This window comes from Arthrobacter sp. 05L421, assembly GCF_056397785.1.
In genome coordinates, this window is sequence record NZ_JBFTOC010000020.1 from 13,201 (window position 1) to 38,693 (window position 25,493).

The following is a 25,493-nucleotide window of genomic DNA, read 5'->3' on the forward strand; positions in this document are numbered from 1 at the left end:
TCCTGCCTCCAGCCCTAGTCGAGCAGAGCCGCGACGGCCCGCCCGAGCCGGATCTTGCCCACCGGGCGTCCCCCGCCCAGGACGGGGTCCACCACCTTGTCCAGGACGCTGGACACCTCAGGGATTTCGACGGCGCCGGAGGCCGCGAGGAGCGTCAGTCCGATCAGGGTGGTGGCCCGGATGTTGCCGTCGAGCATCTTGATGGCAACGGAGACGCCCTGGCGGGTGGCCATGACCAGCACGCCCTCGGCGCCGATCTTGGCCAGGATGCCGAGTTCGTCCATGACGATCGTGTTGGCCTGTCCGCGTCCCTGGACAGCCCACGGGTAGTCCAGCATGGACGTGGCAATCGTGGCAGCCCGCGCGTTCGAATTCTTGTCGCCCGGCGCCTTGGCCAGCTTCGAGTAGGCCCTGGCCAGCCCTGTCAGGGACACCGCAGCAACAGGCGCCCCACAGCCGTCGATGCCGAGGTGGGCGATGTGTTCACCGCAGTACTCCTCGATCACGGAGCGGATCCGCTGCTGGAGCGGGTGGTTGGGTTCGAGGTAGCTGTTCTTGTCCCAGCCGTTCTCCGTGCACGCCCAAAGGAACGCGGCGTGCTTGCCCGAGCAGTTGAACGCAAGCTTGGACTTGCCGCGCTCAGTCTGGACCAGCCAGTTCCGGGCGGTCTCATCTTGGGGCCAGTCGGCCGGGCACTGCAACTGGTCTTCCTTGGCCCCGGCCGCCTTGAGCATGCCCTCCACCACATCCATGTGGTCCAGGGATCCGACATGGCTGCCGCACGCGATGGCCACCTGGGCGCCCCGCAGGGGCACTCCGGACTGCATCGATGCGAGGGCCTGCAGCGGTTTGAGCGTGGACCGGGCCAGGATGGGGGCGTTAATGTCGCCGAGCTCGACCACCACGGTTCCATCCGCGGCCAGCACGACAGCCGAGCCGATGTGGCGGGACTCCACGAAGCCGCTGCGTTCGATGACTGCCAGTTCGACGGCGGAGTCGACCGTGAAGGTTGCATGCGGGTTCAAAGCCATGCAGCAAGTCTATGGTGCCCGGTCCTGATACCCCGGTTATTCCACGGTCACCATCACTGACTGCCAGCCGGAGGCGCCGTCCGGGACCGGATCCGCCCGCTTGTCCGTTTGGACCTCGCCGGTGCCGTCAGTGGCCCGGACCTTGATGTAGTGCGGGCCCGGCGTGGCGTCCCAGTTGAGGGACCACTGCCGCCAGGTGATGAGGGAGGCCTCATCGGCAAGCACTGCCTCGGTCCACGGGCCGCTGTCGATCTGCACCTCCACCTTGGTGATCCCGCGGGTCTGGGCCCACGCGGTACCGCCAAGCGCGACCTTTCCGGCGGGGACCTTGGCGAAGGACTTGGGCACTTCCACCCGGGCCATGGTCTTGATCGGGCCGCGTTCGGACCAGCCGCGCTGGGTCCAGTAAGCCTTGCTGTCGGCGAACCGGGTCACCTCGAGGTCCACCACCCACTTGGTGGCGGAGACGAAGCCGTACAGCCCGGGAACCACCATCCGCACCGGGTAGCCGTGTTCGAGCGGGAGGGGCTCGCCGTTCATGCCGATCGCCAGCATCGCATCGCGGTCGTCCTGGAGAACCTCCAGAGGCGTGGAGGCGCTGAAGCCGTCAACCGACGTGGAGAGCACCATGTCCGCGCCCTGCTTGGGGCGGGCCAGCTTCAGGGCGTCCCGGATGGGCATGCCCAGCCATTTGGCGTTGCCGGCCAGGTTGCCGCCCACCGGGTTGGACACACAGGTCAGGGACACATGGGATTCGATGAGCTGGGCGTCGAGCAGATCCTGGAAGGTGAGCCGGACCTCCTGTTCCACAAGGCCGTGGATGCGCAGCTCCCAGTCCTGGACGTTGATCTCCGGCACGCTCAGGGCCGTGTCGATCCGGTAAAAGTCCTTGTTCGGGGTCAGCCACGGTGTGACCCCAGACGCCTTGGACTGGACACCGGCCGGGACGGCGGCCGCGGCCTTGGCGGGTGCGGGCAGCTTCAGCGATTCGCGGGCGGCGGCCACATTGCTGCGGGCGGCGCTCAGCAGGCGCCCGCCGGTGGCGGCGATGCCCGAGGCGGCCGCGGTGATGCCGGCGGCGGCAAAGAACGCGCGTCGGGTGGTCGCCGGGCGGTCGGGTTCCTTCGCGGCGAGATCGGCCTCCTGGTCCGGCCATTCCTGCATCCGCCACAGCCTGGTGATCAGGAGCCGCAGCACCACCAGACCTGCCACGGTGCCGATCAGGGAGGGAATGGCGTCGACCGGTTTGACGCTGGCCCGGGTCACCACGCTGCCGACGATCACGGCGCCCATCAGCACCACACCGGCCACACCCAGGGCCCACTTCCGGTACGCCACGATGCCGAGCACGCACGCGAGCAGCAGGATCGTGACGGCCATCCCAACGAACAACGCGGCCTTGTCGTTGGTGCCAAACGTTTCAACGGCAAAGTTCTTCATCCAGAGCGGCGTGAAGTCGATAAACGTGGAGCCCAGCGCAATCAGGGGCGTCGCCCGCGTGGTGAAGAACGCGCCTATCAGTTCCGCGACGGACAGGACGACGGCGGCGGCGGCCACTCCGGCCACCGCGGCCAGGGCTGTGGCGCCGCGGGACCGCTTGCTGGGCTTCATACTGGGCTTGTTCATACAGGCCATTCGTAGCTGCGCGGCCGGCGGATTGTCTGGCCAGTGGACATGCTCACGGGTCCCCGCGGGACATGCCCAGCCCTGGGGCCCAAGAACGGACATGCTCACGGGCCCCAGAGGGACATGTCCAGCCCTGGGGCCCAAGCATGGACATGAAGGCATTATGTCCAGTGGCCGAGACCGGGACTGGGGCATGTCCCTCGGATTCCCCGGCGCCCGGGCGTTCGTTGCCGCGAAGGTTGAGCATGTCCGGGGGCCGACACAGCTTAGGAGCCTGCGGGGTGCACCCCGTACCCTTGGAGACTGTGAAGGTACTTGTCATCGGCCCCGGCGGCCGCGAACACGCCATTGTCCGATCCTTGCTCGCCGACCCCAACGTTTCCGAGGTCCACGCGGCCCCGGGCAACGCCGGCATCAGCGCGCTGGTCCCCACATATGCGATCGACGCGAACGATCCCGACGCCGTCGCCGCGCTGGCCGTCAAGCTCACCGTGGACCTGGTGGTGGTCGGCCCTGAGGCGCCCCTCGCCGCCGGTGTGTCCGACGCCGTCCGGGCCGCCGGCATTCCGGTTTTCGGCCCCAGCAAGGCAGCAGCCCAGCTGGAAGCGTCCAAGGCCTTCGCCAAGGAAGTCATGGCCGAGGCCGGCGTCCCCACGGCAATGGCCCGCGTGGCCGGCACTGCCGAGGAAGCGGCCGACGCGCTCGACACCTTCGGCGCCCCCTATGTCGTTAAGGACGACGGGCTCGCCGCCGGCAAGGGCGTCGTGGTCACCAACAACCGGGACGAGGCGCTCGCGCACGCCCAGAGCTGTTTCGACGCCGGCGGCGCCGTCGTGATCGAGGAATTCCTCGACGGGCCCGAGGTCTCGGTCTTCGTCCTCTGCGACGGCACCAACACGGTGGCACTGTCCCCGGCGCAGGACTTCAAGCGCATCTTCGACAACGACGAGGGCCCCAACACCGGCGGCATGGGCGCCTACACGCCGCTGGAATGGGCCCCCGATGGCCTTGTCCAGGAAGTGATCGACCGCGTCGCCCAGCCCACGGTCAACCAGATGGCCCACCGCGGCACCCCGTTCGTCGGCGTCCTCTTCGTCGGACTCGCCCTGACCTCGCGCGGCACGCGGGTCATCGAATTCAACGTCCGGTTCGGCGATCCCGAAACCCAGGCCGTCCTCGCCCGGCTCAGGACGCCCCTCGGCGGGCTGCTCATGGCCGGCGCCAAGGGCGAACTGGACAAGGTGCAGCCGCTGCGCTGGTCCAAGGACACGGCGGTCGCCGTCGTCGTGGCCGCAGAAAACTACCCCGACACCCCGCGCACCGGCGACCGCATCCGGGGCCTGAAAAAGGCCGATGCCCTGGACGGCGTCCACGTGATCCATGCCGGCACCAAGCTCGACGGCGAAGGCAAGGTGGTGTCCGCCGGCGGCCGCGTCCTGGCCGTCGTGGCGCTGGGCACGGACCTCGTGGAGGCCCGGGAACGGGCGTACGACGGCGTCGAGCTCGTCCAGCTGGACGGCAGCCAGTTCCGGACGGACATCGGCGGCAAGGCCGCCCGCGGGCAAATCCGCGTAGCGGCGCCGGGAACCCCGGCCGCGTCGAAAGCGAAGGCGTGAGCATGACAGAACCCGCAGCGCCCACACCAGAGACCCAGCCCAAGAGCGGCCTGGACACCGCGACTCTGGACCTGCCCGGCTGGCAGCACGTCTACTCCGGCAAAGTCCGCGACCTCTACGTCCCCGCGGACCAGGCCTTCACCGAACGCTTCGGCCAGGACTGCGTCCTGGTGGTAGCCAGCGACCGCATCAGCGCCTACGACCACGTCCTGGCCAGCGAGATCCCGGACAAGGGCCGCGTCCTGACCCAGCTGAGCCTGTGGTGGTTCGAACAGCTCGGCGTCGCGCACCACGTCCTCGCGTCCACGGTCGACGGCGGTGTTCCCCCCGCCGTCGAGGGCCGGGCGATGATCTGCAAGAAACTGGACATGTTCCCGGTCGAATGCATCGCGCGCGGCTACCTCACCGGCTCGGGGCTCCTGGAGTACCGCGCGTCGGGCACCGTGTGCGGCATCCTGCTGCCCGCCGGTCTGGTTGACGGTTCGCGCCTGCAGGACGCCATCTTCACGCCCTCGGCGAAGGCCGAAGTGGGCGAGCACGACGAGAACATCACCTACGACGCCGTCGTGGGCCTCGTCGGTGCGGACGTCGCGGCGGAACTGAGCCGGCTGACCCTGGAGATCTACACCAAGGCCGAGGAAATCGCGCGCGGCCGCGGCATCATCCTGGCCGACACCAAGGTGGAGTTCGGCCTCGACGCCGCCACCGGCGCCATCACCCTGGGCGATGAGGTGCTGACCCCGGATTCGTCACGCTTCTGGGATGCGGCCACGTACCAGCCCGGGCGGGCCCAGCCGTCCTACGACAAGCAGTACGTGCGCGACTGGTTGACCTCGCCCGAATCGGGCTGGGACAAGGCCTCCGACACGCCCCCGCCCGCCCTTCCGGCCGACGTCGTGGCGCGCACGCGCAGCCGCTATGTGGAGGCCTACGAGAAGCTCACCGGCCGGACGTTCGCCTAGGCGGGCCCGGCCGGGGCTACGCTTCCGCGGAAGCGGCCTCGGCCCGCCGCTGGGCCAGCTTGATCTCGAGCACGGCGTCCAGCGCCTGCTGGACCCGGTCCGAGGCGCCCGCCGCGCTGAACTCCTTCTGGGCTTCCTCCAGGTACACCAGCGCCTCCGCGGACTCCCCGGCAGCCTTGAGGGCCTTGCCCAGCAGCAGCGAGACCTCGCCTGCCGTATGCCGGGCCAGCACCTCCCGCTCGGCATGGATCTCGCGCAGCTTTTGGACGGCGGCCACGATGTCGCCGGTGAGGTAAAGCCAGCGGGCCCGGATGAAGGCGACTTCGAGCTGGTCCGTCTTGTTGCCGCCGACGATCGAGAGGGCCAGTTCGGCGCGCTCGATCGATGACAGGGTCTCGGGTTCGACGATGCCCGAGGAGAGCCGGACGGCGGCGGAGGCCTTGTTGAACCGGGCCCACAGATCGATGTCGTTGGCCGGGGAGAGCAGCCGGCCGGCCCGCTCGTGGTATTTGATTCCCTCGGGGTAGTCATGGCGCATGAAGGCCACGTTGCCGATCACCCAGGCCACCTCGCCGGCGAGCTGGGACATGGAGTGGTCGTCCATCTGCTCATTCATGGCCTGGCAATACTCCCAGGCCTCGTCCAGGCGGCCGCTCTCGGCCAGCGCACCGATGAGGGCGCGGAGGGCACCGATGATCATGGTGGAGCCCTTGGGCAGCTCCGCGCAGAGCCGGACCGCTTCCTGCGCATGCTCGACGGCGGCGGTCAGCTGGCCCTGCCCCTGCGAGGCTGCGGCGAGCATCTGTTCGGCCCGGACACCGAGCCCGGCCGACTCCGCGGCCATGGGGTGGTCCAGGAGGTTCTGGACCACGTCCTTGCACTCCTGCCAGAGGCCCTGCTTTATCAGGCACTCGGCCTGCATGTAGGTCATGTTCCACCACGCGCTGGTGTTTTTGGCCTCCAGGGCGATCTTGGCGGCGGCGGCGGCGTGGGCGGCAGCCACGGGGTAGTCCCGGAGGTCCCAGGCCTGCCGGGCATAGAGCCCCGCGAGCACGTATTCGGCGTCGCTGACGGACACTGGCTGGCTCCATGCCTCGAGCGCTTTGGGGGCCAATTCGAGCCGGCGGGCAAGCTCCTCGATGACATCGGCCGTCGGCTCGCGCCGTCCGGTTTCCAGCAGAGAGATGTAGCTGGGGGAGTACAGGTCACGGCCCAGCTCCGCCTGCGTCAGGCCCCGTTCGAGCCGTTCCGCGCGGAGCTTCTCCCCAAATCCGTTCCCCACGGATACCTCCTAATTCCGGACATTCTTTGTACTAAATGCTTGACAGTCTCTGTGGAAACCATTTTACAATGTGTGTCAACAAGGGTAGTGCTGACTTGGTTAAGGACCCCAACCCATATTGAGGAACTCTATGTTGAAGAAGATTGCAGCCGGCGCCGTGCTGGCGGGCGCACTGGCATTCTCCGCCGCGGCCCCGGCCGTGCTGTCCGCTGCTTCACTGACCGATGTCTCAGACGTTGCCGCCGTCGGCAACTGGCCCGACCCCATGCGAGCCGCCCAGGCGGTGGGCAACTGGCCCGACCCGATGACGCACTCGCTGAACGTCGGCAACTGGCCCGACCCGATGTAACAGCCCCGATATAGCAATCCCGATTTAGCAGTCCCGATAAAGCAATCCCGATTTAACAGTGCGGCCCCGGGAGATTTCTCCCGGGGCCGCACTGTTGCCGTGTCCGGGCAGCGTCCCCGGCGGCCGGAGGATCTCCGGCGCTGGAAGACACTCGCTGCAGAACCGCTGCAGAACACTGAATAGTGCAGGGAACGCAAAAGAGGACCCTCCGCGTGGAGGGCCCTCTTTTATCTGTGGTCGGGATGACAGGATTTGAACCTGCGACCTCGTCGTCCCGAACGACGCGCGCTACCAAGCTGCGCCACATCCCGATCCGCTGCTTCAAAAGCAACTTCACAAGAGTATCCGATCAAGGCCCCGGATGTGAAATCGGGCCTGCCGGCGGCCGGGCTCGGCAGTGGCTGTTCAGACGAGCGAGTCTTTCCAGGCGCCGTGGAGCCGGGCGAACGCGCCGCCGTGGCCGATCAGCTGCGCTGGGGTGCCGTCCTCGACGACGCGTCCGTCGTGCACCACCAGCACCCGGTCCGCCGTCTCCACGGTGGAAAGTCGGTGGGCGATGATCAGCGCTGTCCGCCCGGCGCCGGAGGCCGCGTCTGCGGGGGCCTCCCGCGTGACCGCTTCCCGGGTAGCAGTGTCCCGGGTAGCAGTGTCCCGCGGGCCGCGCAGCAGCCCCGCGAGGCCCTGCTGGACCATGCGCTCCGACGGGATGTCCAGCGAGGACGTGGCCTCGTCCAGAATCAGGACAGCGGGGCGGGCCAGGAAGGCCCGGGCGAAGCTGATCAGCTGGCGCTGCCCGGCGGAGACGCGGCCGCCGCGCTTGTTGACGTCGGTGTCGTAGCCGTCAGGAAGCTCCGTGATGAAGGCGTGCGCCCCCACTGCCCGGGCCGCGTCCTCGATCTCCTCGCGCGTGGCCTCGGGCCGGCCCAGGGCGATGTTGTCCGCCACGGAACCGCTGAACAGGAAGGCCTCCTGGGTGACCATGACAACGTTCCGGCGCAGGTCCTCGGTGGTGAGCTGGCGCAAGTCCACGCCGTCGAGCGTCAGGGAACCGTCGGAGACGTCGTAGAAGCGGGCGATCAGCTTCGCGAGGGTGGACTTGCCGGCGCCGGTCTGCCCGACCAGCGCGACCGTCTGGCCGGCGGGGATGTGCAGGTCCAGCCGCGGGATGACCACCGGGCCGTCGCCGTAGCGGAATTCGACGCCGTTGAAGTCGATGCTGCCCCGCGCGTGGGCCAGGGCCACGGGTGTCTTCGGCGGCCGCACGGTGGGAACTTCCTCGAGCAGTCCCGAGACTTTCTCCAGCGCGGCCTGGGCACTTTGGAAGGAGTTGTAGAACATCGCCATCTGGTCCACCGGCTGGAAGAAGCGCTTGGTGGACAGGATCAGGGCCAGGAGCACGCCGACCTCGAGGTCGCCGCTGAGGACCCGGAAACCGCCCGTGAGCAGCACGAGGGCCACGCACACGTTCCCGATCAGGACCAGCCCGGGCTGGAAGATGCCGTTGAGGTTGATGGAGCGGACGGTCGCGCGGCGGTAGTCCTCCGACAGGTCGGCGTAACGTGCGGCATTCTCGCGTTCCTTCCGGAATGCCTTCACGGCTCGGATGCCGGTCATGGTCTCCACGAAGTGAACGATCAGCCGGGCCGAGACCACCCGGGATTCGCGGAAGGCGATCTGTGAGTGCTTCTGGTACCAGCGGGCCAGGAAATACATCGGCACCCCCGCGGCCAGCACCAGCACCCCGGTGCGCCAGTCCAGGGCGAACACCGTCACGGCCGTAAACGCCATGAACAGCATGCCCGAGGCCAGCGAGCTCACGCCGGAATCCAGGAGTTCGCGCAGGGCCTCCAGGTCCGAGGTCTGCCGTGCGATGATGCGGCCGGAAGTGTATTTCTCGTGGAATTCCAGGCTCAGCCGCTGCGTGTGGCGGAAGACCCGGACGCGGAGGTCCAGCAGCATCGCCTGGCTGAGCCGCGCCGTAGAGGTCACGTACAGGGCCGTCAGCCCGGCCGCCACGACGGCCGCGGCAAGGTAGGCGGCCCCGGCGAACACGAGGGGAAGGCTGTCGCCTGCGCGCACGGCCGGCAAGGCGTGGTCGATCCCGAAGGCGATCAGCGCCGGTCCGGCCACGCGGGCGGCCTGGGAGAGGACGACGGCGCCGATCGTGAGCCAGAAGCGGGCCCGGACGGGCCGGATCAGGGAGCCCAGAAGGGTCAGGGAGCGCCGCCGCACGGCCTTGCTCTCGTTCCTGCTGAGGTGGGCGTTGTCCTCGTTGGCGGTGCCGAACGTTGCGCTGCTCATCGGGAAATCTCCTCGGACTGGTCCTCGAGGGCGGACAATTCTGAATCCAGGTCCCGCGGTTCCGCGTCCAGGCTGGCGATCACGTAGCGGTAGTGGCTGTTCTGGGCGAGCAGTTCCGCGTGTGTTCCGACGGCGGCGATCCGGCCGTCCTCGAGCAGGGCCACCCGGTCGGCCAGGGCCACCGTGGAGGGACGGTGGGCCACGATCAGCGTGGTGGTGTCCGCGAGGACCTGGCGCAGCCTGGCCTCGACGAGTACTTCGGTGTTCACGTCCAGCGCCGAGAGCGGGTCGTCCAGGACCAGCACGGCCGGTTTCGCGGCAATGGCGCGGGCCAGGGCGATGCGCTGGCGCTGGCCGCCGGAGAGGCTGAGGCCCTCCTCGCCGATCAGGGTGTCCACCCCGTGCGGCAGGGAATAGGCGAAGTGGGCCTGGGCGACGTCGAGGGCTTCCTCCAGGGCCGCGTCGCGGCCCTCCGCCGACCCGGCGTCGGGCGCGCCGAGCAGGACATTGTCCCGGACGGAGCTGGAGAACAGCGTGGTGTCTTCGAATGCCACGGCGACCACGGTGCGCAGCTCCTCCACCCCGAACTCACGAAGGTCCACGCCGTCGATGGTGATGGAACCGCCGGTGACGTCGTAAAGGCGGGGGACCAGCTGCAGCAGCGCGCTCTTGCCGCCGCCCGTGATGCCCACCAGAGCCATCGTTTCGCCGGGCCGGATGTCCAGCGTGATGTTCTTGAGGATTGGTTTGTCCGGGGCGTCCTCGTACGCGAACGAGGCATTGCGGAAGCTGAGGGCGCCGCTGAGCCCGGCCGGCCGGCGGGGCTGGTCCGGGCTGGTGATCGTGTTCTGCGCGTCCATGACCTCGAAGTGCCTGTCCACCGCGGACTTCGCTGTGAGGGCCATCGCCAGCAGCATGCCGCAGAACTCGACCGGCGCGGCAACCACGGCGGCGGTGGCGAAGAAGGCCACGAGGGAGCCGATGGAGAGCTGATCCGTGGAGGCCAGCAGGATGCCGACGACGAGGCCGGCGCCGAGCGCGAGTTCGGGCAGGAGCGTCACCACCAGGCTGAAGGTGGCCAGGTGCTTGGCCTTGGCGATCTCTGTTTGCCGGAGTTCCTCGGCCTGTTCGTTGAAGTTCTCCAGCGCCTCGCGGCTGCGGCCGAAGGCCTTCAGGACGCGGATGCCGTGGACGGATTCCTCGACCGTCGTGGCGAGGTCCCCGGCCTGGTCCTGGCTGCGGCGGGCCACCTTGCTGAACCGGGTGCGGAACCGGAATCCGTAGATCATGATCGGCACGGCGGCGGCCAGGAAGATCAGGGCCAGCTGCCAGCTCATGGAGAACATCACCGCGACGCCGATTACCACGGTGAGCGTGGTGACCACCAGCATGATGGCGCCGAAGGCCATCCAGCGGCGCAGGAAGTTCAGGTCCGTCATGGCCCGGGAGAGCAGCTGCCCGGAGCCCCAGCGGTCGTGGAAAGAGACCGTGAGGTCCTGAAGGTGCCCGTAGAGGGAGACCCGCATCCGGGTCTCGACCGTGGTGGCCGGATTGATGACGAACTGCCGCCGCAGGGCCACGAGGCCTGCCTCGGCGATGCCGAGGACCAGGATCAGGGTCGAGGCGCCCCAGACGGCTTCCGCGCTGCCGCCAGGCTCCAGTGACTCGTTGACCAGCACGCGCAGCACCTGGGGGATGGCCAGCGCCATGACACTCGCCAGCAGTGCGCAGAGCAGGCCCATGACCAGCCGCGGCAGGATTGGCCTGACATGCGGGTAGAGACGGCTGATGGAGGTGAAAAATGAACTCTGCTTGGCCATGCCTGCTTCTTAAGACGCCCGTGCATAGATAGCACCGTTGAATGTAGTTTCCTGTAGCAACTACCCTAGGCCATCACGTGACCGGATTCACACGTTGCCCAGCGCTTCCAGCATCTCGCCCAGTCATTACGATCCGCAATGGGTCCGGGCGGCGGGACGCGTGCCCGTGGGACATGTCCAGTCTTGGCGGCCAGCCCTGAGAGGACATGTCCAGCCTTGGCCGCGGCGGGTGGGCATTGTGGGTTTATGCCCAACGCCCGGGGCGAGGGGAGGGCATGTCCACCCGTCGGACCGGAGGGCGGCCCAGCTGAGATGCGGGCTGGCTAGGCGCGGGAGGTCAGCGTGAGCAGGACGGCTTCGGGCCGGCATGCGATGCGGACGGGGGCGAAGCGGGAGGTGCCGATGCCTCCCGAGACGTTGACCGGCGTCGTGCTGCCGTTGCTTTCCCATGTGTGTAGGCCCCTGGCCCGCCAGGTGGGAAGGTCGCAGTTGGTGACAAGTGCCCCGTATCCCGGGACGCAGATCTGTCCGCCGTGGGTGTGCCCGGCCAGGAGGAGGTCGGCGCCGGCTTCGGTGAAGTGGTCGAGGACGCGCTGGTAGGGAGCGTGGGCCACGGCGATGCGCACGTGCGGGTCGGCGTCCCGGCCCTTGGTGCCGCGCGGCCAGCCCGCATACCGTTCGAGGCGCAGGTGGGGATCATCGACGCCGGAGAAATCAAAGCGCATGCCCTTCAGCACCAGGGACTGGCAGCGGTTGGTCAGTTCCACCCAGCCTGACATGCCGAACTCGGACCTCAGCCGGGGCCAGTCGAGTTTCTCCGGCTCTGGGCGCTGTGCCGAGGGGCCGCGCAAATACGAGGCGGGGTTCTTGAAGCTCGGGCCGAAGTAGTCGTTCGAGCCGGGGACGAACACGCCCGGGAACTCCAGCAGGGGACGCAGGGCCGCCACGAGGGGGTCAACGCCCTTGGCGTGGCTGAGGTTATCGCCCGTATTCACCACGAGGTCCGGTCTCAACTCCGCCAGGGACGACAGCCACCGGGCCTTCCGGTGCTGGCCCGGCACGAAGTGGATGTCGGAGAGGTGCAGGACCCGGAACGTGCCGAACCCGGCCGGCAAGATGGGAAGGGTCTCCTCCCTGAGCACGAACTGGTTCTTCTCCCACAGCCCATAGCCGGCGCCGGCAGCCCCAGCCGCCGCCCCGATCGCGGCGGTCACGGCGAAGCCGCGTCCGACGCTTCGAACGCGGCTTGCCAGATGGTTCCCCAGGGTCATCGGCTACTTCTTGCCGGACGACTTCGTGGGTGCCGGCTTCGGGTCGGCGGACGGTTGCGAGGACGGCTCAGTGGCCGGTGCCGTGCTCCGCTCCGACGGGATGGTGGCCTGAGGCGGGGCTAGCGGCGCCGGGGCGTACAGCATGTCCGAGGGCGGATCCTGGAACGGATCGGTGCCGTAGGCCGGCGCAACCTGGGCCATGTAGTTCGAGAACTGCGGACCGGCGATCATGTAGCCATCGATGCCCTTGTAGAAGTTGCCGTTGATCGTGACATTCTGTCCGGCGCGCTGCTGGTCACCCAGAGGATCGCCAAACCACGTGGCGGTCGCCAGGCCCTTGGTGTAACCGGCCACCCAAGTGGAGCTGTTGTTGTCGTTGGTTCCGGTCTTGGCCGCGATGGGGAAGGAGGTCCGGGTCGAAATCCGGGGCCGGATCAGCGAGCCCGAGCCGCGGTTGAGTACTTCCTGCATGGCGTACGCGACGCCGTGGGCTACCTCGGGCTTGATTGCGTCCCGGCAGTTGACGGTCTGGGCCGGCAGCTGGGCGCCGGTTGCGTCCGTCACCGAATCGATGGCGATCGGTTCGCAGTACTTGCCGTCGTTGGCGAAGGTGGCGAAGGCGCTGGCCATGGTCAGCGGGGCCGTCTGGGTGGCGCCGATGAGGTTGGACAGTCGGGTCATATTCACTTGGGGGTTGGGGCTGTCCTTGTCCGGCAGGCCGCCGTGAATGCCGACGGAGTCGACGACATGCTGGATGCCGCAGAGGTCCACCTGTGCGGCGGAGGCGAAAGTGATGGTGTTAATGGAGTTCGCCAGGCCGTCAAGGACCGACATGTACTTGTAGTGGTCCTCGTCGGCGTTCTGCAGGTCGGTGGTGCCGGCGGTGCTGTCGTAGAAGTCGGTCGTCGGCGTCGGACATGTGTTCTTCCACGGGAAGCCGGGGGAGTATCGGCGCACGGCGCCGTTGAGCCGCGTGCTCATCGACTTGCCCTCATTGAGCCACTCCGCGAACGTGAAGGGCTTCATCGTGGAGCCGGGCTGGAAGCCGCCGAGACCGTTGAGGTCATTGCCCTTGGCGTCCTGGACGTCAACGTTGAAGTTCTGTGTCTGGTCGAACTTGCCGGGCGCCGGGAACCACACGGTGTTTTGGGCCATGGAGACGATCTTGCCGGAGGCCGGCTGTACGGACACCAGCGAGGCGCCCCACTTGTCCGGATTCGCCCCGGCTGACCCGTCAACCTGGCCCTGGGCGACGGCCTGGGCCTTCGGATCCAGCGTGGTCTTGATGGTCAGTCCGCCGCGGAAGATCTTCCGTTCACGCTCGGCGGCGTCGGCCCCGTAAGCCGGGTTGTTCAGGAGCAGGTGGAGCACGTAGTCGCAGAAGTACGGCGCCGTCTTCGAATAGGCACAGCCCTGCCGGGGCTGGGTGACCTTAGTCGTCACCGGCGTCGCGACCGCTGCGTCGTACTCGGCCTGCTTGATCTTGCCCTGGGCCAGCATGGCATGGAGCACGAGGTCGCGGCGGACCTTGGCGTTCTCCGGATTAGTGATCGGGTCGTAGTAAGAAGGGCTGTTCACGACGCCGGCCAGCAGTGCAGCCTGCGGAATGGTCAGGTTCTTGGCCGTGGTGCTGAAGAAGAACTTGGATGCGGCTTCGATGCCGTAGGCGTCCCGGTTGAAGAACACGATGTTCAAGTAGCCCTCGAGGATCTGCTCCTTGGTGAACTTCTTCTCCAGCGCGATGGCCAGTTTCATTTCACGGAGCTTGTCCCCGACGCCCTTGTTGACGCCGTTGAGGAGGACCTCGTCGCCCTTGCCTTCGGCCTCCAGCGAGGAGTTGATGACGTTGTTCACGTACTGCTGAGTAATGGTGGACGCGCCCTGCTTGTTGCCGCGCGCCGTGCTCACGAGGGCACGCAGGATGCCGGTGGTGTCCACGCCGCCGTGCTCGTAGAAGCGGCTGTCCTCGATGGCGATGATCGCGTCCTTGATGTGCGGGGACATCTGGTCAAGCGACACCCGGGTGCGGTTTTCCGCGTAGAGGTTGGCGATCACGCTGCCGTCGGAGGCCAGGATCGTGGTCGACTGGCTCGGCGGATCGACCTTCAGCTCAGCCGGGAGGGTGTCGAAGAACTGGATCGAACCGCTCGCCGCGCTGCCTGAAACGGCCGCCGCGGGGACCAGGAGGCCCGCCACCAGGACGCCACAAATAGCGCTCACGCCCAGGAAAAGAAAGATCTTTCCGAGGGTGGTGGCCGTGTCAAATAAAGGGTTCTTGCCAGTCGCCATGTTTTCCACTTTACCGGCAACGACTAGGCTTTATGTCATGACCAAATGGGAGTACGCCACGATTCCGCTCATTATCCATGCCACAAAGCAGATCCTGGACCAGTGGGGCGAGGACGGCTGGGAGCTCGTCCAGGTTGTTCCCGGCCCTGACGGAAACGGCCTGGTTGCCTACCTGAAGCGGGAGAAGCAGTAGCCATGAGCACCCCCTCAGAAGCCATGCCGGCCACGTCCGCGGGCGCGGAAAATGTCTCCGAAAACACCCCTGCCGGGACGGCCACCGGCGCGTCGTCCGCCGTCGAACAGCGCCTGGCGGAGCTGGGCCTGACGCTCCCTGACGTCGCGGCCCCGGTCGCGGCGTATGTTCCGGCCGTCATTTCCGGCAACCACGTCTACACGTCCGGGCAGCTGCCGTTCATCAACGGCAAGCTCGAGGCCACCGGCAAGGTGTCCGCCGGCGCAGCAGGCGCCGCCGATGAGTCCACCGTGTCCCCGGAAGACGCGAAGGCCTACGCTGCCGTCTGCGCCGTAAACGCCCTGGCCGCCGTCAAGAGCGTGATCGGCGACCTCGACCGCATCACGCGGATCGTCAAGGTTGTCGGGTTTGTTTCCTCCGACCCTTCCTTTACCGGCCAGCCCGGCGTCATCAACGGCGCCTCGGAGTTGCTGGGCCAGGTCCTCGGCGACGCCGGCCAGCACGCACGTTCCGCCGTCGGGGTATCCGTCCTGCCGCTCGACTCGCCTGTCGAAGTCGAACTGATCGCCGAATTCGCCTAGAAGGCCGGTCACTTCGTTGCCTCAGTTAGCGCGTCGCCTGTTTGTTCTGCCCCCCGATCTCGAGGGAGCAGCCCGGAGCTGGATTGAACACGGTGAGCGGATGCCCCGTGCCCCCCGCCTGGCCTCCTCGGTGATCCTCCTGCGGGACTCGCCCACAGGCCTGGAAACCTGGCTCGGTTACCGGACGGGGTCCTCCCCGCTCGGTATCCTCGCCTTCCCCGGCGGATCGCTGGATACAACCGACGACGACGCCGTCGGCTGGCTTGGCCCCTCGCCGCAGCACTGGGCCGAGCAGATGGGAACGCCCGACGTCGGGCTGGCGCGCCGCCACGTCGTCGGCGCCATCCGTGAGCTGTTTGAGGAGACCGGCATCCTGCTGGCCGGCCCCGATCTGTCCACCACGGTGGAGCTGACCTCCAGCGCCGACTGGATGCGCGCCCGCGAGGCCGTGGCAGAGCAGGAAAAATCCTTCACCGACCTGCTCGCCAAGCGCGGACTCTCGCTGCGCACCGACCTGCTCAAGCCCCTGGTGAACTGGCTCAGCCCCGATTTTGCGCACCGCCGGTTCAATACCCGCTACTTCGCCGCCACCGTGCCCGTGAACCAGCAGCCCTCGCTGCTGGCCAGCAAGGGTATGTGGGGCCGCTGGGTGTGCTGCCGGAAAGTCGTGGACCAGCGGGACACCACCGTTCTTGGCGATGAGGTGGGCCAGGAGAACACTGTTGGCCGAACCCTGGGCGAACTCCTGGTGCCCGGCTCGGAGATCATGCTCGAGAAGATGGCCAAGGCCAACGGCTGCATCGCCTATCTCAGCTACAAGCGCAAGGCCCACGTCTACCAGCCCAAGCTAGTCGAGGAAGCCGGCCGGCTCATGCTCGAAGTTGAAGCCGCCACGACGGTTGCCGGCGAACCCCAGCGGGAACGCTAGGTCCCTGCGCCGCTGGACATGTCCCGCGTTGCCGTGTGCCGGCCCGGGGCATGACCGTCCATGGTCTCCAGGGCTGGACATGCCCCTCATTGAAGTATGCCGGCCCGGGACTTGTCCTCCGTTGGCCCGGGCGGGTGGACATAGTGGCATTATGTCCAGTCCTCGCTGCGGCCGCTGGGAATGCCTAGCGGGTCAGTAGGAGGAGTTGGCGAGCAAAAACGACAGAAGGCCGGTCCCGTTCCCGGGGCCGGCCTTCGTGGTTGCTGCTCGGATCCCTAGCGGGAACGCTGGCGCAGGCGCTGCATGTCGAGAATGACGACGGCGCGGGCTTCCAGGCGCAGCCAGCCGCGCTGCACGAATTCAGCCAGGGCCTTGTTGACCGTTTCGCGGGAGGCGCCGACCAGCTGGGCGAGCTCTTCCTGCGTCAGTTCGTGGGCGACCAGGACGCCGTCGGTCGCCGGACGGCCGAAGCGGTCGGCCAGATCCAGCAGCGCCTTCGCCACTCGGCCCGGCACGTCGGAGAAGACGAGGTCGGAGAGGGAGTCGTTGGTGCGCCGCAGGCGGCGTGCCAAGGCCTGCAGCAGCTGCGCCGAGACCTCCGGGCGGGTGCGCAGCAGCGCATTGAGGCTCTCGTTCTTCAGGCCGGCGAGGCGCGTCTCGGAAACGGCAGTTGCCGTGGCCGTTCGCGGGCTGGGGTCAAACAGTGCCATTTCGCCGAAAAGTTCGCCCGGGCCGAGGATGGCCAGCAGTGACTCGCGGCCGTCCGGCGACGTGCGGCCGAGCTTCACCTTGCCGGAGACGATGAAGTAAAGCTGGTCACCCTGATCGCCTTCCCGGAATACCGAGGCACCGCGTGAAAGGTCCACCTCGGTAAGTTCGTCCGTCAGCAGACGGAACGCCTCGTCGTCGAGCGTGGCGAAAAGGGGGGCGCGGCGCAATACCTCGATATCCATGAAATCTCCTGACTAGCTGTGTCGGCTGGGGCGCTTCAGCCATTCTTTCAGAATTTTGGAGCTTCTGTGACGTAGTTGGCACTGAAACGCCCGAAGGGGCCGAATGCGCACGGCTCGGGAAGTCCGCGCAGATCCCTGCGCAGGCTAACGGCCGGTCGGCAAACGTTCAGCTTACACCGGTACAATCGTCGCTGAACTGTCTGTAAGGAGCCCCGGTGTTTGGCCTGACCATTTTGGACGTGGCGTTGGTTGTGGCGCTCTTGTCCTACCTTATCCACGGTCTTCGCAACGGCTTCCTTGTGACGCTCGGCGGCATCGCGGGATTCGCTGCCGGTGCCGTCGCCGCCTTCGTCTCCGTTCCCATCGTCAGCGGCTTGGTAGAGGACAGCGGCTGGCGCCTGACAGCAATCGTTGCCACGGCCGTCCTGCTCATGATCGTGGGGAACGGCCTCGGCACCATGATCGGGCGGCAAATCCGCAGCGTGGTCCCGTTCAGCCCCCTGCGCGCGGTGGACCGTCTTGTGGGCGGGGGCGTGAACGTGGTGGTGTCCGCCCTCGTGATGTCGATGCTGGCGTTCAGCATCGGGGCTCTGGGCGTGCCGTTCGTGTCGGAGCAGCTCGCGGAGTCCAAGGTCATCAGGTTCATCGACGGCGCGACGCCCACGCCGGTCAAGGCATCGATGGCGCAGCTGCGCTCTGCCGTGATGGGCGACGGCATCCCCACCCTGCTGGACGGCTTCGGCCAGAGCCGGCCCGTTGCCATCCCGAACACCAGCACGGATACGCCGGCGCTGAACAAGGCCGCTGCGTCTGTACTTAAGATCGCCGGAACTGCCTACCAGTGTGGCCAGAACCAGACCGGAACCGGTTTTGTGGTCGCCCCCGGGCGGGTGGTGACCAACGCCCACGTGGTCGCCGGAGTCGACGAGCCGGTGGTGGAAACGCCCGGCGGCCGCGCACTGCCCGGGCGCGTCGTCTACTTTGACTCCCAGCACGACCTCGCCGTTGTGGCGGTGGACGGCCTGCGCTCGGAACCCCTAGCGCTGGCCGCTGACCTGCCGTCCGGCAGCGCCGCGGCCTTCGCCGGTTATCCGCACGGCGGGCCCTTCCAGTCCAAGCCGGCCACAGTGCAGGACATCGCCACCGTGCTGGTCCCAGACATCTACGGCAAAAATGCGTCACCCGAGGACGTGTACCGGCTGGCCGGTGACGTGCAGCCGGGCAACTCCGGCGGCCCGCTCCTGACCATGGACGGGCAGGTGGCGGGGGTGGTTTTTGCTAAGGCCACATCGGAGTCCTCACTCGGATTTGCGATCACCATGGCTGACCTCAGCCCGGTGGCTGCCCAGGCGCCGGGTCTGGGCAGTGCTGTCTCGTCTGGACAGTGCATCAAGAAATAGCCGGACGTGGCGCCGGCCGGAATCAGCCGTGTCGTCTCTGGTTCAGCGACCTCCGCCGGGTCCGCGTCCCCCCGACGGCGCCCGATTCCGCCGCGCCATCGTCGGCAGCGTTGCCCGCCGCGCCGCCGTCGGCCCGTGCACGGACAAACTCGTAGCCGTAGCGGTCAGGGAACAAAGCCAGCCCGGCAGAGGCGCCCGCCTCGATGAGGGCCAACGGACGGCCCTCAACGGCCGAAATTTGGGCGAGTGACGGCAACAGTGTGGCGCAGCGTCCGGCCTCGTTCGTCTGGGTGGACCGCGAGAGAACGATTTCCGCGACTTCGGCCCAGTGATCGGCCAGGAAGGCCCGGAAGTCTCCGTAGGGGCTGACCTGTGCGCCGAGGAACCGGGCCGCCGCGAGGATCAGCAGCGGCTGCCGCTTGTTGTGCGGCCACTGATCGATCCGCCGGATCAGCTCGGCGTCACCGGCGATCCCCAGTGCCCACGCGGCATAGCACGGGGAGGAACCCGGGGCATCGACCGCGCCGAAGTGCCGGTACCACTGCGCTGTCGCAGATTCAGTGGCTGACTCCGTGGCAGAGTCCCCGCCCGAGTCCCCGGACGGGGATGCGGGCCCCGTGGGGGACATGCTCAGCCCTTGTCCGCGTGCAGTCCGGCGAGGTATTCGATTGCGAAGCGGTAGCCCAGGATCCCGGCGCCGGCGATCACGGCCTTGCTGATGTCCGAAAGGTAGGAATGGTGCCGGAAGGCCTCGCGGGCGTGAACATTGGTGATGTGCACCTCGACCGTCGGCAGGGCAACAGCGGAAATGGCGTCCCGGATGGCCACGGACGTGTGCGTGTAGGCGCCGGCGTTGATCACGATTCCCACCGCCTTCCCGCGTGCGGCGTGGATGGCGTCCACCAGTGCACCCTCGTGGTTGGACTGGAAGCACTCGACGTCCATGCCGTGTGCTGCGCCGGCGTCCTTGGCGAGCTGTTCGACGTCGGCCAGGGTCGCCGTCCCGTATTTCTCCGGCTCGCGGGTGCCGAGCAGGTTCAAGTTGGGTCCGTTGAGTACCAGAATGGTGCCGCGGCCTGCGCCGCTGGCGGGTGTGGCTTCAGTCATGTCTGCAAATCTATCGCGCTGCGGCATCCACGCGCTGTACGTTACCGGCCACTTCTTTATCTGCGCACCTCGTTATCGGGGCACTGTCCGCTAGGCGGAACGCAGCGTACTGCGGCGTCGACCTGCTGGACCGACGACGGCGGCGCAGCCCACCAGGGTGGGCGGCGCCGCCGGCCGAACGCCGTCGGCAAACGCGTGTCGAAGGGGCGCCGGCTATTTCTTCAGCGATTGCGCGATCTGGGCCATGACCGTGTTGTCCGCCAGGGTGGTCGCGTCGCCCACCTCGCGGCCTTCCGCGACGTCTTTGAGCAGGCGGCGCATGATCTTGCCGGACCGGGTCTTGGGCAGCTCGGGGACCACGAGGATAATTTTGGGCTTGGCGATCGGACCGATTTCCTTGCCCACGTGGTTGCGGAGTTCCTGGACGGTGTCCTCGCCGGAGTCCACGGCGTCGCCGCGGAGGATCACGAAGGCGACGACCGCCTGGCCGGTGGTCTCGTCTGCGGCTCCGACGACGGCGGCTTCCGCCACCGCGGGGTGGGACACCAGCGCGGACTCGATTTCGGCGGTGGAGAGCCGGTGGCCGGAAATGTTCATGACGTCATCGACACGGCCCAGCAGCCAGAGGTCGCCGTCCTCGTCTTTCTTGGCGCCGTCGCCGGCGAAGTACATGGTCTCGAAGCGGGACCAGTAGGTTTCCTTGAACCGTTCGGGGTCGCCCCAGATCCCGCGCAGCATGGCCGGCCACGGTTCACGGATCACTAGGAAGCCGCCGTGCCCGTTGGGCACCGATTCGCCGGCCTCGTCCACGACGTCCACGGCGATGCCGGGCAGCGGGACCTGGGCCGAACCGGGCTTGGTCGCCGTGACACCCGGCAGCGGGGCGATCATTTGCGCCCCGGTCTCGGTCTGCCACCAGGTGTCCACGATCGGTGCGGGGTTCTCCTTGCGTTCGCCGTTCTTGCCGGCATTGGAGCCGATGACCTCGCGGTACCACATCCAGGCTTCCGGGTTGATGGGTTCGCCGACCGAACCGAGGACGCGGATCGAGGAGAGGTCGGACTTGGCCGGGATGTCCTTGCCCCACTTCATGAACGTGCGGATGGCGGTGGGGGCGGTGTAGAGGATGGAGACCTTGTACTTCTCCACGATCTCCCACCAGCGGCCCTGGTGCGGGGAGTCCGGAGTGCCTTCGTAGATGACCTGGGTGGCGCCGTTGATGAGCGGGGCGTAGGCGACGTAGGAGTGCCCGGTGACCCAGCCGATGTCGGCCGTGCACCAGTAGACGTCGGTCTCCGGGTGGAGATCGAAGACGGCCCGGTGCGTGTAGGCGGTCTGGGTGAGGTAGCCGCCGGTGGTGTGCAGGATGCCCTTGGGCTTTCCGGTGGTGCCGGAGGTGTAGAGGATGAAGAGCGGGTGCTCGGCGTCGTGCCCGACGGCGGTGTGCTCGGCGGACGCGGCGTCGACGGTGTCCGCCCACCAGTGGTCGCGGCCCTCGTGCCAGTCCACGTCCGCCCCGTTGCGCTTGACCACCACCACGTTCTGCACGGTGTGGCCGTCCCCGTCTCCCTCGCGGGCCAGGGCGTCGTCGACGGCGGCCTTCAGGGCGCTGGGCTTGCCGCGGCGGTAGGTGCCGTCGGCCGTGACCACGAGCTTGGCCTCGGCGTCGTCAATCCGGGAACGCAGGGCATCGGCGGAGAAGCCGCCGAAGACCACGGAATGGATAGCGCCGATCCTGGCGCATGCCAGCATGGTGATGACGGCCTCGGGAATCATGGGCAGGTAGACCGCGACGCGGTCGCCCTTCGCCACGCCCAGGGACTCGAAGGCGTTCGCGGCCTTCTTCACTTCCTCGGTGAGCTGTGCGTAGGTGTACGTGCGGGTGTCGCCGGGCTCGCCCTCGAAGTAGATCGCCACCCGGTCCCCATTACCGGCCAAGACGTGGCGGTCCAGGGCGTTGTAGGCGGCGTTGACCTCCCCGCCGACAAACCACTTCGCGAACGGCGGGTTGGACCAGTCCAGCGTCTGGGTGAAGTCCTTGGACCAGCTGAGCAGTTCGCGGGCCCGCTTCGCCCAGAACGCGGGGCGGTCGGCGTCGGCCTCGGCGTACTCACCCGCGGAGACCACCGCATTCGCCGCGAACTCGGCCGAGGGCGCGAAGCGGCGGTTCTCCTGGGACAGGTTTTCGAAGGCGTCGCCGTGGGGCGTCTGCGTGGCCATGGAGCCGGGTGTCTGCTGGGACATGGTGAACCTCGTCATTCATCGATCCGGGCTCCGCGGCCATGCGCGTCGCCTCCGCGCGGGGCCGCATGCGCGACGCCGGGCGGCGGCAGACCGCGGCAGTGCCGCTGGAGCTGTCTGGAATAAACACTAATACGTGGGTCCGACCAAACGTGCGCCCCGTCACAAACAGCGCCGTGAGTGGTGTTTGTTAAGCGCCGAATGGTTCGTTGGCGGCGCCGGGCTGCGGCCGGGAGCCAGGCGTCCGCGATTCGGAAAGCCGGAGAATTCTGCTGTGGCCGTCCTCGGCTTGTCCGCTAGTGATCGGCCATCCACTTGGCTAGGCTGAGATGAAGTTGTGACATCCGATGGAGGCGACAGGAACCGCTTGCGGTGCTGTCTTTGCCTGCCGTTAGGCGGCGCTGTCCAGGGTGCCGCCATGCTAAGGAGATACGGAATGAACGAGCAAGACAACGGGCAGCTCCGGGCGCCCGCCCAGAGCCAGGGCGGAACGGCGCAGCCGGGGCCGGGCGGGTTCGGGGATGCGCCACGCTTCACGGTGGACAAGAAGACCGCGAAGAAGAACGAGGCCGTCCTCGGCCCCTTCACCATCCGGGACCTCACCGTCTTCGGCTCCACACTGCTTCTTTTCATTGCCTCGCTGATTCCGATGTTTGCCTTCGCATACAACCTGTGGAATCTGGGCAGCCTGTTCTTCCTGGGCCTGGGTATCGTGCTTCCGCTCATTGTCACCGCGTTGTTCGTGGCCCGCCGCCTCAGCCCGTCGACCAAAATCCGGATCGGGTCTCTGTCGATCGACCAGTTCGCGTCCGTCGTGGCGTCTTTCACGCTGGCTTTCTTCTTCTTGGCCGTCGCCGGGGCCTTCGTGCCGAGCATGCTGATAGCGCTCCTTGGCGCCCTGGGCCTCTTCGCGGCCACCGTCCTGGCCCGCTGGATTCCGTTCTTTGCCGGCGACTTCCTGGGCCGGGAGGAATCCCCTGCCCACATCGTGGCCCGTGAAGCTTCAGCCCCGGTGCAAAAGCCCCGTGCGCCGAAGACGCCGAAACAGCCCAAAACGGCCAAGGACTCCGCGGGAACAGGTGCATCCAAGGCGGCAGGTACGGGCGCCGCAGCATCGGGCGCGGCAGCTACCGGCGCCGCAGCATCGGGCGCGGCAGCATCCGGCACCGCAGCATCGGGCGCGGCAGCGGGCTGGGGCAAGCGCCCGGCCGCCAGCGGCCCGGTGACCGGCGGCCAGGCGGCAACCTCACCGGCCGCGCCGGCGGCAACTTCACCGGCCGCGCCGGCGGCGGGAGCAGCGTCAGCAGGGGCGCCGTCGGCGGGTGCGGCACCCGTTGCGTCACCGGGCGCTGCGGCATCCAGTGCACCGGAGACTCAGATTTCGGGCGTTGTACCCGCAGCCGGCGCGGCTGCCACAGCGCCATCGGCCTCGTCGACGCCGGCCGCCTCGTCGACGCCGTCCGCCTCGTCGACGCCGTCGACGCCGTCTCCGTCGGCTGAGTCGGCACGGTCCGCTGAACCGGCTGCGTCCGGTGCGGCAGAGACCCGGGCCGCCGCCGTCCCGGCTGCTGCCGCCGGTGCCGCAGCCGCCGGTGCCGCTGCAGCCGCTGGTGCCGCTGCGCAGACCCCGACCGCGGCTGAGCAGACCCAGGCCGCCGGCGTTCCGGCAACCCCCGGCGGCAGTGCCCCCACCACCGTCAACCCCCAGGTCCGGCCAAACGACCAGGTCCGCCCGCAGGAGCCCATCGGCGCCACGGTGGATCCCGCCAGCCGGCCCGCCGAGGACGATGTCCACCCTGTGCACGAGGCGTTCTGGTTCGCCGTCGCACAGCCCCGCACCGCCGTCGACCCGCGCACCGGAGCCCCGGCTTTCGTCATTGAACCCGGCGGCTGGGTCCTGGCCATTGAGGACCGCGGCAACGAGTTCCTCGTCCAGCACACCGACGGCCGGTTGGGCGTCCTGCGGGACCTCAGCAACATCGAACGCGGTTAGCCAACCCCCGTGACCACGGAATCCGGCAGCACGGTATCCGGCACCCCGGTCCCCGGTAGCGCCAAGCCCCGTGCGGCGCGGGCGTCCGGGGAGTCTGTCCTGGCGCTCAAGCGCCGCGCGCGCCGGATCAACCGGGAACTCGCGGAACAGTACCCCTATGCCCACGCGGAGCTGGACTTCCGCAGCCCGTTCGAGCTCGTGATAGCTACCGTGCTGTCCGCGCAGACCACGGACGTGCTGGTCAACCAGATTACGCCCCTGCTGTTCGCCCGCTACCCGGACGCGCGGCGGATGGCGGAGGCGGATCCGGCCGAGCTGGAGGCCATCATCAAGCCCACCGGTTTCTTTCGCGCCAAGGCCAGAAATCTCCTGGCGCTGTGCACCCGGCTTGTGGACGAGTACGACGGCGAGGTGCCGGGCCGGCTGGAGGAGCTGGTGACGCTTCCCGGCGTCGGGCGGAAAACCGCGAACGTCGTGCTGGGCAATGCTTTCGGCATTCCGGGCATCACGGTGGACACCCACTTCGGCCGCCTGGCGCGGCGTCTGGGCTGGACGGAATCGGATGACCCGGTCCGGATCGAATCCGACGTCGCTGCGCTGTTCGAGCCGAAGGACTGGACCATGCTCTCGCACCGCGTCGTCTTTCACGGCCGCCGCGTCTGCCACTCCCGCAAGCCGGCCTGCGGCGCCTGCGCCGTCGCCAACTGGTGCCCCAGCTACGGGATGGGGGAAACCGATCCGGAGAAGGCCAGGAAACTGCTGAAGTACGAACTCGCCCCGGGGCAGGAGGCACTGCTGGCCCGGTTGCTGGCCGAGACGCACCGCGCCGCGGAAATCCGGATGGAATCGCAGAGGAAGCAGCCTTGACCGCGCGCCAGGACCTCGTCGACCTCGTAGCCGCGGTGGAGGCGGGCACGGCGCCGGCCCCGGATCCGCGCTGGCGGGAACTCGCCGTCGAACCCGGTGAGCGGGTCCGCAGGGCCGCCGTGCTCATGCTCTTTGGTGCGCTGGGCAACGATCCAGCCGAGTCCGAGAAACTGCTCGCTCCCGCCGATTTGGACGTGCTGCTGCTCCAGCGGGCCCAAACCCTGGAGGACCATCCCGGGCAAGTGGCTTTTCCGGGCGGCGGCATCGACCCGGGGGAGTCCGTGGTCGACGCCGCCCTTCGCGAGGCGGAAGAGGAGACCGGACTGAACCCTGCAGGCGTAGACGTCCTCGGAGTAATGCCTGAACTGGCGCTGCCCCGGGGCAATTTCCTGGTCACCCCGGTCCTGGCCTGGTGGGCTGCCCAGTCACCGGTCCGTGTGGTGGACTACGGTGAATCCGCGCAGGTGTTCCGTGTTCCGGTCCGCGACCTGCTGGACCCGGACAACCGCGTGATGGCAACGGTCAGCCGGGCCGGCCAAACGTTCCAGAGCCCCGCCTTCACCGTCAACGGAGTAGTGGTGTGGGGGTTTACCGGGATGATCCTGAACCAGCTTTTTGAACAGCTGGGCTGGGCCGTTCCTTGGGACCGCGCGCGGCTCTACGGGATTGATGCGTGAAGCCCA

21 protein-coding genes and 1 tRNA gene are annotated in these 25,493 nt (G+C 67.9%); 10 read left to right on the forward strand and 12 right to left on the reverse strand.

All coding sequences use genetic code 11. The features are described 5' to 3' along the window. Positions 1 to 14 precede the first annotated feature (14 nt). Together AC1DKQ_RS18455 and AC1DKQ_RS18460 are read right to left on the reverse strand one after the other, a co-directional pair. Positions 15 to 1,031 (reverse strand): asparaginase, encoded by a 1,017-nt coding sequence (locus tag AC1DKQ_RS18455; RefSeq protein WP_476884433.1) that lies wholly within the window; start codon positions 1,029 to 1,031, stop codon positions 15 to 17. A 36-nt stretch (positions 1,032 to 1,067) separates the two neighbouring features. Beyond that, complete coding sequence (locus AC1DKQ_RS18460) at positions 1,068 to 2,657, reverse strand: molybdopterin-dependent oxidoreductase (RefSeq protein ID WP_476884434.1); 1,590 nt, start codon at positions 2,655 to 2,657, stop codon at positions 1,068 to 1,070. A 305-nt stretch (positions 2,658 to 2,962) separates the two neighbouring features. On the opposite strand from AC1DKQ_RS18460, the gene purD reads away from it, so the two are divergent. Both purD and AC1DKQ_RS18470 read left to right on the forward strand, forming a co-directional pair. Further along, positions 2,963 to 4,273 carry a phosphoribosylamine--glycine ligase gene (gene purD, locus AC1DKQ_RS18465; protein WP_476884435.1) on the forward strand — a complete coding sequence of 437 codons (1,311 nt, stop codon included), beginning with the start codon at positions 2,963 to 2,965 and terminating at the stop codon, positions 4,271 to 4,273. A 2-nt stretch (positions 4,274 to 4,275) separates the two neighbouring features. Further along, positions 4,276 to 5,235 carry a phosphoribosylaminoimidazolesuccinocarboxamide synthase gene (locus AC1DKQ_RS18470; RefSeq protein WP_476919771.1) on the forward strand — a complete coding sequence of 320 codons (960 nt, stop codon included), beginning with the start codon at positions 4,276 to 4,278 and terminating at the stop codon, positions 5,233 to 5,235. Positions 5,236 to 5,251: 16 nt separating this feature from the next. Here the strand turns inward: AC1DKQ_RS18470 and AC1DKQ_RS18475 are convergent, their stop codons facing one another. Continuing rightward, positions 5,252 to 6,517, reverse strand: a complete 1,266-nt coding sequence (locus AC1DKQ_RS18475; RefSeq protein ID WP_476884437.1) for a helix-turn-helix domain-containing protein — start codon at positions 6,515 to 6,517, stop codon at positions 5,252 to 5,254. Between the two features lie 130 nt (positions 6,518 to 6,647). Between AC1DKQ_RS18475 and AC1DKQ_RS18480 the strand changes: the two genes are divergently transcribed. Further along, positions 6,648 to 6,866, forward strand: a complete 219-nt coding sequence (locus tag AC1DKQ_RS18480; RefSeq protein WP_229995200.1) for a hypothetical protein — start codon at positions 6,648 to 6,650, stop codon at positions 6,864 to 6,866. A 234-nt stretch (positions 6,867 to 7,100) separates the two neighbouring features. On the opposite strand, the gene AC1DKQ_RS18485 is transcribed toward AC1DKQ_RS18480, so the two are convergent. The 5 genes from AC1DKQ_RS18485 to AC1DKQ_RS18505 all read right to left on the reverse strand — a co-directional run bounded on the left by AC1DKQ_RS18485 (position 7,101) and on the right by AC1DKQ_RS18505 (position 14,547). After that, positions 7,101 to 7,177: transfer RNA gene (locus AC1DKQ_RS18485), tRNA-Pro, on the reverse strand. Between the two features lie 94 nt (positions 7,178 to 7,271). Continuing rightward, positions 7,272 to 9,167, reverse strand: a complete 1,896-nt coding sequence (locus AC1DKQ_RS18490; RefSeq protein WP_476919772.1) for an ABC transporter ATP-binding protein — start codon at positions 9,165 to 9,167, stop codon at positions 7,272 to 7,274. Next, complete coding sequence (locus tag AC1DKQ_RS18495; RefSeq protein ID WP_476919773.1) at positions 9,164 to 10,987, reverse strand: ABC transporter ATP-binding protein; 1,824 nt, start codon at positions 10,985 to 10,987, stop codon at positions 9,164 to 9,166. The genes AC1DKQ_RS18490 and AC1DKQ_RS18495 overlap by 4 nt, the downstream gene beginning before the upstream one ends. Before the next feature lie 323 nt (positions 10,988 to 11,310). Beyond that, entirely contained in the window at positions 11,311 to 12,258 is a 948-nt protein-coding gene (locus AC1DKQ_RS18500) for a metallophosphoesterase (protein ID WP_476919774.1), read from the reverse strand. A gap of 3 nt (positions 12,259 to 12,261) precedes the next feature. Beyond that, the gene (locus tag AC1DKQ_RS18505) at positions 12,262 to 14,547 is read right to left on the reverse strand and encodes a transglycosylase domain-containing protein (protein ID WP_476919775.1); all 2,286 of its coding nucleotides are present in this window, start codon (positions 14,545 to 14,547) and stop codon (positions 12,262 to 12,264) included. A gap of 37 nt (positions 14,548 to 14,584) precedes the next feature. Here AC1DKQ_RS18505 and AC1DKQ_RS18510 point away from each other — a divergent pair, with 37 nt between their 5' ends. Genes AC1DKQ_RS18510 through AC1DKQ_RS18520 form a run of 3 tightly spaced genes read left to right on the forward strand, consistent with a single transcriptional unit; the run spans position 14,585 to position 16,249 of the window. After that, complete coding sequence (locus AC1DKQ_RS18510) at positions 14,585 to 14,740, forward strand: DUF4177 domain-containing protein (protein WP_009359196.1); 156 nt, start codon at positions 14,585 to 14,587, stop codon at positions 14,738 to 14,740. A gap of 2 nt (positions 14,741 to 14,742) precedes the next feature. Then, positions 14,743 to 15,321 (forward strand): RidA family protein, encoded by a 579-nt coding sequence (locus AC1DKQ_RS18515; RefSeq protein WP_476919776.1) that lies wholly within the window; start codon positions 14,743 to 14,745, stop codon positions 15,319 to 15,321. Positions 15,322 to 15,337: 16 nt separating this feature from the next. Continuing rightward, positions 15,338 to 16,249 (forward strand): NUDIX hydrolase, encoded by a 912-nt coding sequence (locus AC1DKQ_RS18520; protein WP_476919777.1) that lies wholly within the window; start codon positions 15,338 to 15,340, stop codon positions 16,247 to 16,249. A 275-nt stretch (positions 16,250 to 16,524) separates the two neighbouring features. On the opposite strand, the gene AC1DKQ_RS18525 is transcribed toward AC1DKQ_RS18520, so the two are convergent. Beyond that, positions 16,525 to 17,202: a Crp/Fnr family transcriptional regulator gene (locus tag AC1DKQ_RS18525; protein WP_011693220.1), complete on the reverse strand. Its 678-nt coding sequence runs from the start codon at positions 17,200 to 17,202 to the stop codon at positions 16,525 to 16,527. 215 nt (positions 17,203 to 17,417) lie between these two features. Between AC1DKQ_RS18525 and AC1DKQ_RS18530 the strand changes: the two genes are divergently transcribed. Next, entirely contained in the window at positions 17,418 to 18,602 is a 1,185-nt protein-coding gene (locus tag AC1DKQ_RS18530) for a MarP family serine protease (RefSeq protein ID WP_476884444.1), read from the forward strand. Between the two features lie 22 nt (positions 18,603 to 18,624). Here AC1DKQ_RS18530 and AC1DKQ_RS18535 read toward each other — a convergent pair whose 3' ends face one another. From AC1DKQ_RS18535 to acs, 3 genes are all read right to left on the reverse strand, one after another. Next, positions 18,625 to 19,230, reverse strand: coding sequence for a DUF2332 family protein (locus AC1DKQ_RS18535; protein ID WP_476919778.1), 606 nt, complete (start codon positions 19,228 to 19,230; stop codon positions 18,625 to 18,627). Between the two features lie 2 nt (positions 19,231 to 19,232). Further along, entirely contained in the window at positions 19,233 to 19,709 is a 477-nt protein-coding gene (aroQ, locus tag AC1DKQ_RS18540) for a type II 3-dehydroquinate dehydratase (protein WP_476884446.1), read from the reverse strand. A 213-nt stretch (positions 19,710 to 19,922) separates the two neighbouring features. Next, positions 19,923 to 21,953 (reverse strand): acetate--CoA ligase, encoded by a 2,031-nt coding sequence (gene acs, locus AC1DKQ_RS18545; protein ID WP_476919779.1) that lies wholly within the window; start codon positions 21,951 to 21,953, stop codon positions 19,923 to 19,925. A gap of 433 nt (positions 21,954 to 22,386) precedes the next feature. On the opposite strand from acs, the gene AC1DKQ_RS18550 reads away from it, so the two are divergent. The 3 genes from AC1DKQ_RS18550 to AC1DKQ_RS18560 all read left to right on the forward strand — a co-directional run bounded on the left by AC1DKQ_RS18550 (position 22,387) and on the right by AC1DKQ_RS18560 (position 25,487). After that, complete coding sequence (locus AC1DKQ_RS18550; protein WP_476919780.1) at positions 22,387 to 23,943, forward strand: hypothetical protein; 1,557 nt, start codon at positions 22,387 to 22,389, stop codon at positions 23,941 to 23,943. 99 nt (positions 23,944 to 24,042) lie between these two features. Next, complete coding sequence (gene nth / locus AC1DKQ_RS18555; RefSeq protein ID WP_476884559.1) at positions 24,043 to 24,810, forward strand: endonuclease III; 768 nt, start codon at positions 24,043 to 24,045, stop codon at positions 24,808 to 24,810. After that, positions 24,807 to 25,487: an NUDIX hydrolase gene (locus tag AC1DKQ_RS18560; protein WP_476884449.1), complete on the forward strand. Its 681-nt coding sequence runs from the start codon at positions 24,807 to 24,809 to the stop codon at positions 25,485 to 25,487. Before nth ends, AC1DKQ_RS18560 begins: the two co-directional genes overlap by 4 nt. Positions 25,488 to 25,493 lie beyond the last annotated feature (6 nt).